6 protein-coding genes are annotated in these 16,296 nt (G+C 68.7%); all 6 read left to right on the top strand.

Annotated elements, in window-relative coordinates; all coding sequences use genetic code 11:
* Positions 1-15: 15 nt before the first annotated feature.
* The 6 genes from H5407_RS00185 (at position 16) to H5407_RS00210 (ending at position 16,225) form a co-directional block, all read left to right on the top strand.
* On the top strand, positions 16-690 hold the full coding sequence (locus H5407_RS00185; RefSeq protein ID WP_183102393.1) for a phage tail protein: 675 nt from the start codon (positions 16-18) through the stop codon (positions 688-690).
* Between the two features lie 519 nt (positions 691-1,209).
* The gene (locus H5407_RS00190; RefSeq protein WP_183102394.1) at positions 1,210-10,407 is read left to right on the top strand and encodes a DUF4347 domain-containing protein; all 9,198 of its coding nucleotides are present in this window, start codon (positions 1,210-1,212) and stop codon (positions 10,405-10,407) included.
* Between the two features lie 33 nt (positions 10,408-10,440).
* The gene (locus tag H5407_RS00195; RefSeq protein ID WP_183102395.1) at positions 10,441-11,952 is read left to right on the top strand and encodes a TolC family protein; all 1,512 of its coding nucleotides are present in this window, start codon (positions 10,441-10,443) and stop codon (positions 11,950-11,952) included.
* Positions 11,949-12,701 carry an efflux RND transporter periplasmic adaptor subunit gene (locus H5407_RS00200; RefSeq protein ID WP_183102396.1) on the top strand — a complete coding sequence of 251 codons (753 nt, stop codon included), beginning with the start codon at positions 11,949-11,951 and terminating at the stop codon, positions 12,699-12,701. The genes H5407_RS00195 and H5407_RS00200 overlap by 4 nt, the downstream gene beginning before the upstream one ends.
* A gap of 30 nt (positions 12,702-12,731) precedes the next feature.
* The gene (locus tag H5407_RS00205) at positions 12,732-14,114 is read left to right on the top strand and encodes an efflux RND transporter periplasmic adaptor subunit (protein ID WP_183102397.1); all 1,383 of its coding nucleotides are present in this window, start codon (positions 12,732-12,734) and stop codon (positions 14,112-14,114) included.
* A complete protein-coding gene (locus tag H5407_RS00210) occupies positions 14,114-16,225 on the top strand; it encodes an HlyD family efflux transporter periplasmic adaptor subunit (protein ID WP_183102398.1) in 2,112 nt (703 codons plus the stop codon). Before H5407_RS00205 ends, H5407_RS00210 begins: the two co-directional genes overlap by 1 nt.
* The last annotated feature ends 71 nt before the right edge of the window (positions 16,226-16,296 follow it).

The raw sequence follows: 16,296 nt of genomic DNA on the forward strand, positions 1-16,296 counted from the left end.
AAGGAGATACACATCATGAGCGAACCGTTCCTGGGCGAGATCCGCATGGTCGGATTCAACTACGCCCCCGTTGGCTGGGCCCCCTGCGACGGACGCCTGCTGCCCATTGCGCAGAACTCGGCGCTGTTCGCCCTGCTGGGCACCACCTATGGCGGCGATGGCGTCGCCAACTTTGCCCTGCCGGACCTGCGCGGCCGGGCCGCCGTGGGCATGGGCAACGGGCCCGGTCTCACGCCCATCGTCCAGGGTCAGCGAAGCGGCAACGAGTCCGTCACCCTGACCAACGGGCAGCTCCCCCAGCACACGCATCCGGCCTCCTTCGCCGGGCAGGCCAGCGGGGTCTCCGGATCGCTGAGCACCTCGGTGAGCGTGGACGTTGGTACCAGCACGGCCAACCCCATGGTGCCGCCCACCACGGGTGCCACCACCTTCCTGTCGGCTGCCACGGGCAAGGTGGGCCTGAACAGCGTGGTCTTCAATGGGCTCTACACAAACACCGCCCCGGACGCGACCAAGGCACAGCTGGGCGGCATCACCGCATCGACCAATGCGGGCGCCTTGTCCTCCACAGCCGCTGGTACCGTGACGGTAGGACCGGCGGGGAGCAGCTTGCCGGTCCCTCTTCGCAACCCTTACCTGGGCAGCAACTTCATCATCGCTCTGGAAGGCATCTTCCCCACGCGGCCCTGAGTGCCGGCGCCGGATCGCGCAGCAGGGCAGGCGCCCTGTGTCTAAAAAGACACGCGGCCGTTCGGCGCCGATCGGAGCTCGCAAGCCGCCTGCCTAGCGTATCCGGGCGAGGAAAAGCGTGATGGCTGGGCGCCAAGACGGCCACATGTGTCGATTACTGCCGACCGACGACAACTTCTTGCGCCCTAGGCCGGGGAGTTCTCCTGCGCGTCGGACCTGCGCACATTGAGGTCTGAAATGGCGCCTAGCCGGCCAGGAATTGCCAGGCCCTCTTGACCGGGATCTAGGTAGGATGGCACCGCAAGCCCTGACCCCCGGGGCTTGCGGTGCCGACAGCAGTGCTAAAGCCCAGCGCGTCTCCCTCGGAGGCCCCGACCTGGGACTGACAAGTTGGAGACAGTCATGCGGATCTTCAGGCAGCTCAAGCAGCAGCTCACCCCTGGACGCGCTTGTCCGCAACCCCAGGCCGCTTCCACGGCAGCGCCAACACCCTTGTTAATGGCCCTAGAGCCGCGCGTCATGTTCGACGCCGCGGCCCTGAGCACCGCGGCAGAGGTAGTGGCCGTGCACCGCGAGCCTGTGCATGTGGCTGAAGCCGACCCGGTGCTGCTGCGGCACTTCGGGCCCACGGCTGTCACAGCGCCCGCTCCCCGGGAGGTGTTGTTCCTCTCAGCTCAGGTGGATGACGCCGCCACCCTGCGCCAGGCTGCGCGACCAGGGGTGGAGATCGTGAACCTGGACCCCTCGCGCAACGGCCTGGACCAGATCGCCGACTACCTGGCTCAGCACCACGGCGTGACGGCGGTGCACATCGTCTCGCACGGCCGGGACGGCGCCGTTTCACTCGGCAATCTGTGGCTGGACAACAGCAATCTGCCCAGCTACGCCCCCACGCTGGCCCGCATCGGGGGCGCCATGGCACCCGGCGCGGACCTGCTGCTGTACGGCTGCAATGTGGCGGCCGACGGCCAGGGCCGGGACTTCGTCCAGCAGCTGGCGCAAGCGACAGGTCGCGACGTGGCAGCCTCTGACGATGCCACGGGCGCCAGCCGATCCGGCGGGGACTGGACGTTGGAGGCGCGCGTGGGCAGCGTCGAGGCGGCCATCGCCTTTGGCGGGCAGGCCCTGGGTGCCTATCAGGGGCTGCTGGCGGTTTCCAGCGAGAACTTCGATGGTGCGGGTCTGGTCTTCCAGACCGGCGTCACCACAGTCAACGTGGGCACCTGGACCTTCACTGCGGCCTCCAGCAACGACTTCTACACCCCGAACTCCAGCGACCAGAACTTCAACACCAATATGGACGGGGCCGGCGGCGACCGGACCTTCATCTGGAACTACGGCGGAAACTCAATTTCCAGCTTCACCATGAAGTCGGCCGATGGCACCGATTTCCAGCTCAACTCCTTCGTGCTGGGCTCCTCCGCCGGCTCGACCTCGGTGACGGTCAGCGCCTACCGGGACGGCGCCCTGGTGGTCAGTGGCGAAGCTGTGAACCTGACGGCCGGGGATTCCGCGGGCCACATCACCTACAACTTCTCGGGCACGACGGCAGGAGGCAGCTACGGGCAGCTGGTCTTCGACAGCCTCTATGCCAATGTGGACGAGATTCGTTTCAGCTGGTCCGGCGCGGTCACGCCCGAGATCGATGACATCAGCATCTCGGCTGCCGTGGTCCCGGCCAGTGTCACCAGCGCCACCTATGACGCCAGCACCGGCGTCCTGGCCGTCACCGGCGCCAACATGGTCGGCGGGGACACCATTGATCCGACCAAGCTCACGCTGACCGGACAGGGCGGTGCCACCTACACCCTCACCTCGGCCAGCACCACGGCCAGCAGCAGCACGGCCTTCTCGATCACGCTCAACGCCGCCGACAAGCTGGCCATCAACGGCCTGCTCAACAAGAACGGCACGAGCGCGGTGGGCGGCACCACCTTCAATCTGGCAGCCGCCGCGAACTGGGACTCCACCGCCAGCGCGCCTGCCGATCTCACCAGCAACGGCGTGACGGTCAGCAACGTCACGGCCCCGGCCATCACCTCAGCAAGCTATGACGCCAGCACCCATGTGCTCACCGTCACAGGCAGTAATCTGGTAGGCGTGTCCGGGGCGGGCAACGACATCACGGTGGCCAAGCTCACCCTGTATGGCGAAGGCGGCAGCAGCTACACGCTGACTTCATCCGATGTCGATGTGAGCTCCGCCACCAGCTTCTCGGTCACGCTCAATGCGACCGATCGCGCGCAGGTGGAGTTCATACTCAACCGCAATGGCACAGCCTCCACCGGCGGCACGACCTACAACCTGCAGGCTGACGACGACTGGAACAGTGTCGTGACGGGCGGCGACATCTCCGACGTCACCACCGGCGTGACCGTGAGCAATGTGGCCGTGCCAGCCATCACCAGCGCCACCTACAACAGCGTGAGTGGCCAGTTGGTGATCACGGGCACAGGCTTCTTGCCCTTGAGCGGCGCCGGCAACGACATCGTTGCCAGCAAGCTCACCTTGACCGGCGAAGGCGGTGCCACCTATACGCTCACCGACACCGTCGATGTGGACGTCAGCTCCGGCACCAGCGCCACTCTGATCCTGAGCGCCACCGACAAGGCCGCCATCAACGCCCTGCTGAACAAGAACGGCAGCGCCTCGACTGACAGCACCACCTACAACCTTGCCGCCGCCGAGGACTGGAACGCAGGGGCTGCGGCTGCCGTCGTGATCGCCGACCTGACGGGCAATGGCGTCACGGTGAGCGGCTACAACAGCGCGCCGCAGACGGGCAGCCTGCACGGGGATTCGGTCGCCTGGGCGGGCGTGGGCGGCACGGTGGTGCTGGATGCGGGAGGCAATGCCACGGTGCTGGACACCGAGTTCTCCGCCCTCAACGGCGGCCTGGGCGACTGGGCCGGCGGCAGCCTGACGGTGCAGCGCCAGGGCACGGCCTGGTCCGCGGACACCCTGGGTTTCAACGCGGCCGGTTTCACGGTCAGCGGCGGCAATCTGCAGTCCGGCGGCCTGACATTCGCCACCTTCACCAACTCGGGCGGCGTGCTGAGCATCAGCTTCACCAGCTCCGGGACCGCGGCCACCAATGCCCTGGTGCAGGCCGTGCTGCGCGGCATCACCTACCGCAATGACACCCCGGCCGGGAACGAGACGGTGCGCTTCACGCTGTCGGATGGCACGAGCAGCGCCACGGCGGATGTTGCCGTGACCAGCAGCAGCATCTACGTGACCAACACCACGGACACCAGCACGATCGATGTGACCAACGGCGTGAGCTTCAGCGAGGCCATGGCCATTGCCAACGCGCAGTCGGGGACGGACACCCTGCTGCTGTCGGGCAGCTTCACCGGGACGATGACGCTGGCCGGCGGCCTTTCTGTCAGCGACAACGCCACGATCGACGCCGATTTGGGCAATGGCTTCAACCTCAGCGGCAGCACACTCACGCTGGACCCGGGCAAGACACTGACCCTCACCAATGGCGCGGGCAAGACGGCCACGATCTCGAGCCAACTGGCAGGTTCAGGCACCCTGGGCAAGAGTGGCGCCGGTACGCTGGTGCTGGGCAACACCGGCAACTACGCCGGCATGAGCGGCGACATCACCGTGGGGGGCGGCACGCTGAGCATCTCGAGCGCCAACCACCTGTCCTCCGGCACGCTGACGCTCAACGGCGCCACCCTGGCCGACACCAACAGCGGCGCCGAGACCTTGTCGAACGCCGTGGTGGTGGGCAGTGGCGGCGCCACCTTCGCCAAGTCCGGCGGCGGCTCCCTGACGCTGTCGGGATCGCTGAACGGCGGCGGCCCGATCACCAACATCGCCGCCGCGCTCAACCACACGGGCGGCGGTACGCTGACCCTGGACGGTGTCACGGTGGAAAGCGCCATTGGCAGCAGCCAGATCACGCTCGGCAGCCATGTGGTGATCGGCAGCGGCGGTGCCATCTTCAACGCCATGGCCGGAGACATCAATCTCAAAGGCAACGTCAGCGGATCGGGTGCCATCACCAAGAATGGCTCGAGCTATTTCCTGTCCCTGTACGGCAACAACTCGCAAAGCGGCACGCAGACCGTCAATGCCGGCTACCTGGTGGCCAATGCCTCGGCGACAGCGCTGGGCACGGGCCAGATCGTGCTGGGCAGCGGGGCTTCCCTGGGCTTCCTGGGTGTCGGAACGATGACCGCCACCAACGACATCGTGCTGGCCGGCAACGCCACGGTCATCAATGGAGTGGCGGGCAACTGCATCGTCACCTTCAGCGGCAACATCACCGAGAGCGGCGGAAGCCGGAACCTGGCCATCACGCCCAATTCGGGGGCCAGCAGCCGGATGATCTTCACGGGGACCAACACCTACACGGGGACGAGCACCCTCAGCGGCGGGGTGGTGGAGGTCACCAACGGCAGCAACCTGGGTTCGGGAGCGCTGACCCTGTCCGGCACCACCTTGCAGATCAACGGCAGCGGCGTGACGCTGAGCCAGAACGTCAACCTCAGTGGCAGCTCCACGGTCAGCAATGCCAATGGCGTCATCCTGTCCGGCAACCTGGCGGGCAGCGGCGGCCTGACGAAGGCGGGGGCTGGCACCCTGACGCTCTCGGGCACCAACACCAACACCGGGGCCATCACGGTGTCGGCAGGCACCCTGGCCCTCAGCGGTGGCGCGGCCGTGGCCGACAGCGTGGCGATGACGGTCTCCAGCGGCGCGACACTGGCCCTCAACGCGAGCGAGACCATCGGTTCGCTGTCCGGCGCCGGTGCCGTCACCCTGGGCAGCAACACCCTGAGCACAGCGGGCAACGCCAGCACCAGCTTCTCCGGCGCCATCAGCGGCACAGGCGGGCTCACCAAGCAGGGCAGCGGCACGCTGACCCTCTCCGGCACCAACACTTTCACCGGCGGCACGACCCTGAGCGCGGGCACCCTGACCCTGAGCGGCGGAGCCGCGCTGTCCGACAGTTCGGCCCTGACCCTGAGCGCGGGCAGCGTGCTGAACCTGTCTGCCAGCGAGACCATCGGCTCGCTGGCGGGCACGGGCACCGTCAACCTGGGCGCCAACACGCTCAGTGCAGGCGGCGATAACACCAGTACCAGCTTCAGCGGCGCCCTGGGCGGCACCGGAGGCCTCACCAAGCTGGGCAGCGGGACGCTGACCCTCTCCGGCACCAACACCTTCACCGGCGCCACTACCGTCTCCGCCGGCGAACTCGCCCTGAGCGGGGGCTCGGCCCTGGCCGACGGTTCCGCCGTGACCGTGGCCAGCGGCGCGCTGCTGACCCTGGCCAGTGCCGAGACCATCGCTTCACTGGCTGGCGCCGGTACCGTGGCCCTGGGGAACAACACCCTGACCACCGGCGGCAACGCCAGCACCAGCTTCTCCGGGGCCGTCAACGGCACGGGTGGACTGACCAAGCAGGGCACCGGTGCCTTGACGCTCTCGGGCACCAACGGCTACACCGGCGCCACCACGCTGAGCGGGGGCTCGCTGTGGGTCAATGGCAGTGTGAGCAGTGCCGTGCAGGCCGCCAGCGGGACCACCCTGGGCGGCAGCGGCACCATCACCGGCAACGTGACCGTGAACAGCGGTGCGACGCTAGCGCCTGGCGCCAACGCCGTCGGCACCCTGACCATCCAGGGCGCCCTGGCCTTGTCCGGCACCTTGAATGCCGAGCTGGCGGGCACCACGCCGGGCACGCAATATGACCAGGTCGTCGTCAACGGCGCCGTGGACCTGGGCGGGGTGGGCGGCGTGACGCTCACCTCCAGCGGCGGCTTCACCGGCAGCGGCACCTTCGTGCTCATCGTCAACGATGGCGCAGACACCTTCGTGAACCCCGGCAGCACCGCCGAGGGCGGCAGCCTCAGCTTCGGCGCCAGCACCTTCCTCCTGACCTACGCAGGGGACAGCAGTGGCCCGGCCATGAGCGGTGGCAATGACCTCGTGGTGGGGGGCAACACCGCACCCGTGGTGGGCGGCCTGGGCGGTGACAGCGTGTCCTATACCGAGGACGGCGCGCCCGTGCGGCTTGACGCCGGGCAGAACGCCACCGTGGTGGATGGCGACAGCGCCGACTTCAACGGAGGCACGCTCCGCGCCGCCATCGTGACCAATCGGGTCGCGGGCGAGGATCTCCTGTCCATCGTGCACCAGGGGAATGGTGCCGGCCAGATTGGCGTGTCGGGCAGCCAGGTCAGCTATGGGGGCGTGCTCATCGGCACCTTCACGGGTGGCAGTGGCACCAATGACCTGGTCGTGACCTTCAACAGCAATGCCACGCCCGCTGCCGTTCAGGCCCTGACGCGCGACATTGCCTATCGCAACGGCAATAGCGTGGACCCGAGCACCGCGGCCCGGACGGTGCGCGTGACCCTCGACGATGGTGACGGCGGCACCAGCGCCGACGCGGACATCACCGTGGCGGTGGTGCCGGTCAACGATGCACCGACCCTCAGCGCAGGCGCAGGGACCGTGAACTTCGTCGAGGGCGGCGCCGCCGTGGGCCTGTTCAGTGGCGCCTCCATCGGTACAGGGGAAACCGGGCAGACCGTCCTTCAGTTCACCCTGACGGTCAGCCAGCTCAGCGACGGAGCGAGCGAGCTGCTGGCGATCGATGGCAGCTCGGTGGCCCTGACCCATGGCAATGCCCTGACGACGGCCGGCAATGGCCTGAACGTCACGGTGAGCGTGTCGGGCGATACCGCCACGGTCACGTGCACGAAGCCGGCCGGGCTCGGCGTGACCACGGCACAGGGCCTGATCAACGGCCTGAGCTACCGCAATGACAGCGGCGCGCCGACCGCCGGCAGCCGAGTCGTGACCCTCACAAGCCTTCAGGACAACGGCGGAACGGCCAGCGCAGGCGCAGACACCGGCAGCCTGTCCATTGCCACGACAGTGAATGTGGTGGCGGTCAGTGCTGCGCCGGTGCTCGGCACGACCAGCGGCAGCGCTGCCTTCATCGAGGGCGCGGACAGCGCCAGCGTGCCCGTTGTCGTGGACGGCGGCATCCTGGTCAGCGATGCCGACAGCGCCACCCTGGCCAGCGCCACCGTGCGCATCAGCGGCAATTTCCGCAGCGCGGAGGACGTGCTGGCCTTTGCCAACACCAGCTCCAGCAGCTTCGGCAACATCAGCGGCAGTTATGACATCGGCAGCGGGGTGCTGACCCTCAGCTCGGCAGGGTCCACCGCGACCCTGGCCCAGTGGCAGGCGGCCTTGCGGGCCGTGACCTACGCCAATACCTCGGAGGCGCCGGACACCAGCACCCGCACGGTGAGCTTCAGCGTCAACGATGGTGGCTTGAGCAGCGCAGCGGGGACCCGGCTCATCAGCGTGGCCGCGGCCAACGACAGTCCCGTCAACAGCGTTCCCACGCTCACCCAGCACGTGAGCCAGGATGGGCATCTGGTGTTTGGCAGCGCCCAGGGCAATCCGCTCAGCATCGGTGATGTCGATGCGGGCGGGGGCCTGGAGCAGGTCACGCTCACCGTCACCCATGGCGCGCTCACGCTCTCCGGGCTGGGCGGCCTGACCTTTGTCTCGGGCACCGGGACCGGCGATGCCAGCATGACCTTCCAGGGCTCCGTGGCGGACATCAACGCCGCGCTCAACGGCCTGCGCTTCGAGCCCACGGCGGGCTACAACGGCACCGCAAGCCTGCAGATCAGCACCAGCGACCTGGGCAACAGCGGTGCAGGAGGCGCCAGGACGGACGTCGATAGCGTGGCCCTGAGCATCGACCCGGTGCATCCGGTCGTCACCGTGGTCAGCTCGTCCGCGGCTGATGGCCACTACAAGATCGGCGACACCCTCACTCTCACCGTCACCTTCGATCAGGCGGTCACCGTCGATACGGCAGGCGGCACGCCAACGCTGCGGCTGGAGACCGGTGCCATCGATCGCAATGCCGTCTATGTGTCCGGTTCCGGCACCAAGACGCTCAGCTTCACCTACACGGTTCAAGCGGGCGACCGCAGTGCCGACCTGGATTGCGCCTCGGGTGCGGCCCTTGCCCTCAACGGCGGCAGCATTCGCGGGGCTTCCCTTCTGGACGCGGTGCTGACGCTGCCCGCCAGCGGCAGCGCCGAGACGCTGGCCGGCCAGAAGGCGCTGGTGATCGACGGTCTAGCACCCGAGATCGTGAAGGTCGATGCGCCGTCCAACGGCACCTACGTGGCGGGCCAGATGCTGGACTTCACCGTGCAGTTCAACGACGCCATCACCGTGGACACCGCGGGCGGCACGCCGCGCATCGCCATCACGCTGGATTCGGGCGGGACGGTCTATGCCGACTACCTTGCCGGGTCGGGAGGCACGACGCTCACCTTCCGGCATGTCGTGCGCGGCGGCGAACTCGACAGCACGGGCGTTGCGCTGGGATCCCGCATCGAGCTCCAGGGCGCGTCGATGCGCGACAACGCAGGCAACGAGGCCGCCCTGACGCTCCAGGGCGTGGCAGGGACCGCCGGCATCAAGATCGATGCCGTGGCGCCGACGCTGGAAAGGTTCACCCGCCTGGATCCTTCCCCCACCGGCGCTTCCTCGGTCAGCTACTCGCTGGTGTTCTCCGAAGCCGTGACGGGCCTTGGCGTCGAGGACCTCTCCCTAGTGAGCAGCGGCACGGCCACAGGCACCCTCCGCTCCCTCACCCAGGTGGACGCGCGCACCTACACCGTGGTGCTGGACGGCCTTTCCGGCGTGGGCGAGTTGTCCCTGCGGCTCAATGCCTCCGGCAGCGGCATTGCCGATGCAGCAGGCAATGCACTGGCCAGCGGCGGCCCTTCCCAGTCCTATCAGCTGAACCCCGTGGTCACGCCCCCGCCCATGGTCGAGGTGCCGGTACCAGCACCGACGCCCCCGCCTGCCCCCGAGCCCGGCCGGTGGACGCCGCCGCTGACCTTCCAGTCCGACGGGCCGGTGCGTACAACGGACATACCGACCCTGCCACCCACGCCGCAACTGCCGCCCCAGCCGACCTTGCAGCTGAACACGCAGCCGCCGCTGCAGTCCGCCCTCGATTCGGCGGGGGGAAACCCTGGCGCGTCGTCCCGACTGTCAAGCCAGGCTTCGTTGCCTGGCACGGGGGGCTTCACGTCCGGCAGCCCGTCGCTGTCCATATCCGGCCCCTCGCTCTCGGCGCCGGCCGATGCCCGCCACGGCTTCGTGGAGCTGGGCGCGGCAAACGGGCAGGGCTTGCAGTCCTTGCCGGACATCGGCGACTTCTCGGTGCGGGCCGGGCAGCCCATCAGCATCATGCTGCCCGCCTCCACCTTCAGCCATTCGGACAGCCGGGAGCAGGTCACCGTCGAGATCCGCCTGGCGGATGGCCGGCCCCTGCCCAGCTGGCTGAAGTTCGATCCGGTGAAGGGCACCCTCAGCGGGCAGGCACCAGCCGGCTTGAACCAGCGCCTCAGCATCGAGATGATCGCCCGTGACAGCAAGGGGCACCGGGTCAGCTCGCACATGGACATCGATGTCAGGGCCACGGGCAGGCCCAGCAGCTTCCTGTGGGCCCCTGACAGCCAGGAGACCGACCTCGCCGGACTGCAGGACCAGTTGGCCCAGGCCCAGGCCCGTGAGCCGACGCCCGTGCCGCAAGGGCGTGCAGCGCTGGCCGACCAGTTCGAACGCCATGGCAGCGCAGCCCTGAAGGCTGAGCGCCAGGCCTTGATCCAGCACCTCAAGGCCGCCGCGCAGCGCGCTTGATCTCATCGCCAAAATTCCTAGGAGAACTGCCAGATGCCGCAATCCCGCCGACTGCCGACTCGCTCCCTGCTCGCCGTCCTCGTGTCTGCCGCCTTCGCCGGCTGTGCGATCCAGCCGCAGGCCCTGAGCCCCGACGAACGGCAGGCCGCCCTCAAGGCCGGCCGTGCCGAGATGTACCAGCAGCAGGAGCCCGTGCAAGGGCCGATCACGCTGGACGAGGCCATGGCGCGAGCCATCAAGTACAACCTGGACCACCGGGTGAAGCTGATGGAGGAGGCGGTGTCCCAGCGCCAGCTGAACCTGTCCCGCACCGACCTGCTGCCCAAGCTTGCCCTGTCGGCAGGCTACGCCGGCCGTGACAATGAGCTGGCCTCCTCCTCCCGCAGCGTGCTCAGCGGCAACCAGTCCTTGGAACCCTCCACTTCCAGCGACAAGAACCATCGCACGGGCGACCTGTCCCTGAGCTGGAATGTGCTGGACTTCGGCGTGAGCTACTACGGCGCGCACCAGCAGGCAGACCGCGTGCAGGTGGCCGAAGAGCGCCGTCGCAAGGTCCTCCACCTGCTGATGCAGCAGACCCGCCAGGCCTGGTGGCAGGCCGCTGGCGCGCAGCTGCTGGAGGCTCGCATCGATCCCGTGCTGAAGCTGGCCCGCCAGGCCCTGGACGACTCCCGCAAGGTGGAAGTCGAGAAGCTGCGATCGCCGCTCGAGGCCCTGACCTACCAGCGGCAGTTGCTGGACATCGTGCGCCAGCTCGAGGCCGTGCGTGACGAGCTGGCCCAGGCCAAGCCGCGGCTGGCCTCGATCATGAACCTGCCGCCGGGCGAGCCCTTCTCGGTGGCCGTGGGCGGCGCGCTGGCCACCCCCAAGGTCAGCCTGCCGGTCGCAGACATGGAAGAGGCCGCCATGTTGCGCCGTCCCGAACTGGTGGAAGCCCAGTACAACGAGCGCATCGGCCTGCTGGAGACGCGCAAGGCGCTGGCCCGCCTGCTCCCTGGGCTGGAGCTCAGCGTGGGCCAGCACTACGACAGCAACAGCTATTTGTCGAACCACCGCTGGGGCGATGTCGGCCTGCGCGTGAGCTGGAATTTGCTCAATGTGCTGAACGCCAGCACCATCCGCGGCGTGGCGCAGAGCCAGCTGGAACTGGCCCGACAGCAGCGCCTGGCGCTGAGCATGGCGGTGCTGACGCAAGTACACGTCGCGCGGCTGGACTACCTGGGCCGGCTCAAGCAGTACCAGCTGACGGATGACCTCAACAAGGTCGAGCAGCGCATCCTGCAATACACCCGCAATGCGGCCTCCGCCAATTCGCAGGGCAAGCTGGAGGAAATCCGCGCCTCGGCCTCGGCCATGATGTCCGAGCTGCGGCTCTACCAAACCTATGGCGCGCTGCAGGGGGCCTATGGCCAGCTGGTGGCGACCCTGGGGCTGGACCCCCTGCCCGAGTCGGTGCCGTCCCATGACCTCAGGACGCTGGGTGAGTCCGTGCGGGCGTCCGAGGCCAACTGGACCAAGACCATCAACCCCGGAGGCGGTGCATGATCCGAGGCATCGGACTTGCGCTTGTCTCCATCGCCCTGACCCACGCAACGGCCTGGGCGCAGACCTCCCCGCTGGCCACCGACAAGGACGGCCGTATCCGCACCCAGCTGAGCGCCCGCAATGCGCTCACGGTGTCTGCCGAGATCGCGGCCCGCGTGGCGAGCCTGCCGCTGCGCGAGGGCGAAGCCTTCCGCGCCGGCCAGATCCTGGTGGGCTTTGACTGCTCGCTGTACCAGAACCAGCAGCGCAAGGCCGAGGCCTCGGTGGAGGCGGCGACCGCCGTGCTGCAGTCCAACCAGCGCATGGCCGAGCTCAATTCGATTGGCAAGTTCGAGGTCGAGCAGTCCCAGGCCAAGCTCAAGGAAGCGCAGGCAGAGGCGGCCAGCGCGAAGCTGCTGGTGGGGCGCTGCGGCATCGCCGCGCCTTTCGCGGGACGGGTGGTCAAGCGCCAGGTCGCGGCACACCAATACGTCTCGCCTGGCAATCCGCTGCTGGACATTGTCGAGACCGGGCAGCTGGAGCTGCAGATGATCGTGCCATCCAAATGGCTGAGCTGGCTCAAGCCGGGCAGCAGCTTCACCGTGGAGGTCGAAGAACTGGGCAAGAGCTACCCGGCCAAGGTGCAGCGCCTGGGCGCCCAGATCGATCCGGTCAGTCAGACCCTGCCGGTCTACGGCGTGATGGATGGCAGCCAGCCCGGACTCCTGCCAGGCATGAGCGGCTGGGCCGTGTTTCCCCCGCGCCAATGAGTGCGGGCGCCTGCTTGACGACCGCCTGAGATGAGCGCCGCGGACCCGAATGCCTCCCTGCTGAGCCTGCTGCAGCTGCAGCGGCGCGCCCGGGACGCGCGCACACCCGAAGCCCTGGGCTTCGTGATGGTCAACGAGACCCTGCAACTGCTGCCCTACCGCCAGGCTGTGCTGTGGACCCAGGGCGGCCTGGGCCAGGTGGCGGCGGTGTCTGGCCTGCCCCAGCCGGACACCAGCGCGCCTTACGTGCAGTGGGTGGCCCGCCTGTGCCGGCATCTGGTGCGCCCGCCCCCGGACCGGAGCGGGCCGGCCGCCGCCCTGGAACCCTCGGCAGCGCTGACCGAGGTGTCCGTGGAGGGCCTGCCGGAGGCCTCGCGCGCTGACTGGGCGCAGTGGCTGCCCGCCTCTGCCCTGTGGCTGCGCCTGGGGTACGCCTCCGACTCCGAAGGTGGTGAGGCCGAGGCAGGCCTGCTGCTGGCCCGTGAGGCCCCCTGGCTGCCGCACGAGAAGGCCCTGCTGCTGGAGCTGGGTCATGCCTATGCACATGCCCTGCACGCCTTTGGACCCCAGCGGGCCTGGCGCGGGCGCCTGGGCGCGGCCCTGAGCGGCAAGGCGCGCAGGCGCTGGGTGGCGGCCGTGCTGGTGCTCAGCCTGTGCCCCGTGAGGCTGACGGCGCTGGCCCAGGCTGAAGTCGTGCCCCAGAGCCCCTTCATGGTGCGGGCACCGCTGGATGGCGTGATCGAGCGATTCGATATCCATCCCAACGAGAGCGTCCAGCCGGGCACGCCGCTGTTCAGCCTGGACACCAGCGCCTTGCGCACCCGCATGGAGCTGGCGCGCAAGGCGCTGGATGCCGCGCAGGAGGAGTACCGGCAGTCCGCGCAGGCCGCGGTCACCAGTGACAAGAGCCGTGCGGAAACGGCCCTGCGCCGCGGCAAGCTTCAGGAAAAGGCCGTGGAGGTGGACTACACCGCGGAACAGCTGGCCCGCATCCAGGTGAAGGCGGACCGCAAAGGCGTGGCGGTGTTTGCCGATGGCAATGACTGGGTCGGCAAGGCCGTGTCCCTGGGCGAGCGCGTGCTGCTCATCGCCGATCCGGGGCAGGTCGAGCTGCTGGCCTGGCTGCCGGCCGCGGACCTGCTGCCGCTGGCCGTGGGCGAACGGCTGACGCTCTACCCCCAGGGTTCGCCGCTGCAGTCCTTTGACGCCCGCATCAGCAGCGTGGCTTACCGTGCAGAGATGACGCGCGACGGCTTCCTGGCCTATCGCATCAAGGCCAGCTTCGAGGCCGGCCAGGCTCCGCCCCGCATCGGCCAGTTGGGCTCGGCGCGGCTGCACGGCGGCTGGGCGCCGCTGATCTATGTGGCCCTGCGCCGTCCGCTGGCGGTGGCCCGACAGTGGCTGGGCTGGTGATGCTGCCGGCATTGAGGCAAGACCTGGCCCTGCATCCCGGCCCGGATGCGCCGGACGGCTCTCCGACCTGGACCCTGCACGACCCGGCCAGCAACCGCTTCTTCGCCCTCAGCTGGCCGGCCTTCGAGATACTGGCCCGCTGGGGCCAGGGCAGCGTGGAGGCCGTGCTGGCTTCCATTCACGCCGAAACCACCTTGCAGATCGGGGCACCAGACGTGCAGGGCCTCCTGCAGATGCTGGCCGGCAACCACCTGCTGGTGGCCGCCAGCGCGCAGGACAGCCAGCGCCTGGGCGATCAGGCCCGGGCCCAGCAGCTGTCTGCCGGACAGTGGCTGCTCAAGAACTACCTGTTCTTTCGCCTGCCGCTGCTGCGGCCCATGCACTGGCTGCAGCGCATGAGCCCGTGGGTGCGCTGGGCCTACCGGCCAGTGTTCTGGGGCGGCGTTGCACTTCTGTGGCTGTTGGGTGGAATCCTGGCCGCCCGCCGCTGGGACGAGTTCACCCATACCTTCACGTCCTATGGCAGCTGGGATGGCTTGCTGGCCGTGGGCGTGGCCCTGAGCGTGGCCAAGGTGCTGCACGAGCTGGGCCATGCCTTCACGGCCACGCGCTACGGTTGCCGGGTGTCCACCATGGGCGTGGCCTTCCTGGTGATGTGGCCGGTGCTGTACACCGATACCAACGAGGCCTGGAAGCTCCGCTCGCGCCGCCAGCGCCTGGCCATCGGCGCGGCCGGCATGCTCAGCGAGCTGGCGCTGGCCAGCGTGGCGCTGCTCCTGTGGCACCTGCTGCCGGACACGCCGGCCTGGGGGCCGGTGCGTTCCGGGGCGTTCCTCCTGGCCACCACGACCTGGCTGCTGACGGTGGCCATCAATGCCAGCCCCTTCATGCGCTTTGACGGCTACTTCCTGCTGTCCGATGCGCTGAACATGCCCAATCTGCACGAGCGCTCCTTTGCCCTGGCCCGCTGGTGGCTGCGAGAGCGCCTGTTCGGCTGGGGGCTGCCCCCGCCCGAGGCTTTGCCGCCTGCACGGCATGCAGGGCTGGTCGCCTTTGCGCTGATGACCTGGCTGTATCGCCTGCTGCTGTTCTTCGGCATTGCGCTGCTGGTCTATCACGCCTTCTTCAAGGCCTTGGGTCTGGCCCTGATGGCGGTGGAGCTGGGCTGGTTCATCGCGAGGCCGATGTGGCGCGAGATGAAGGTCTGGTGGCAGGGGCGCGAGGCCATGCGCTGGAACGCTGCGTCCCGACGCAGCGCGCTGCTCGCGGGCCTGGGGCTGCTGGCGCTGGTCTGGCCGTGGCAGGGCGTGGTCCAGGCCCCTGCCGTGCTGGGGGCGCTGCAGGCCCAGGCCGTCTATGCACCGTATGCCTCGCAGCTGATGTCGCCGCTGCCTGCAGCAGGGCAGTCCTTGCTGGCAGGGCAGCCCATGCTGCAGCTGCGCTCGCCCGAGCTGGCCGTGCGTCTCCTGCAGGCCCAGGCCATCGAACAGCAGCTGCAGTGGCAGCTCAGCCAGCAGGCCTTCGACCCGCAGCTGATTGCGGCCGGTGCGGCGCTGCGCAAGCGCTGGGAGTCCGCGGCGGCCGAGGTGGCCGGGTTGCAGGCGGAGCTCCAGCGGCTCCAGCTGCAGGCTCCCTTTGATGCCCGGGTGGCGGAGTCCAACGAAGACGCCCGGCCCGGGGCCTGGGTGCCCGCCGGCGAGCGTCTGCTGATGCTGGTGGGTCCCAGCGGCAGCAAGGTGGATGCCTATGTCGATGAAGCGGCGCTGGCCACGCTGTCGCCCGGCATGCCGGCCCGCTTCGTGCCCTCCGCCCTGGAACAGCCTTCCGTGCAATGCCAGGTGGAGCGCGTGGACCCCGTGCAGCTCAGCCAGTTGGATGCGCCGGTGCTGGCCAGCGTCCATGGAGGCGACATTGCCGTGCAGAAGGCGCCCGATGGTCGGCTCCTGCCCATGCAGCCCGTCTTCCGGGTGCGCCTGGAACACTGCGATCGCGTCCAGCCCCCGCTGATGGAGCTGCCCGGCCGCGCCGAACTCCAAGGCGAGCGACGCTCCTGGCTGGCGCTGGGCTGGCGCTGGGCGGTGGCGCTGTGGCAGCGGGAGTCGGCGCTGTAGCAAGGCACATGCAGCACGCCTGCGGCGTGACTGGCGGGGAGTTCAAACGGAGGGGGCCGCTCCGTCATGCC

Source organism: Mitsuaria sp. WAJ17, from assembly GCF_014174515.1.
GTDB lineage: Bacteria > Pseudomonadota > Gammaproteobacteria > Burkholderiales > Burkholderiaceae_C > Roseateles_B.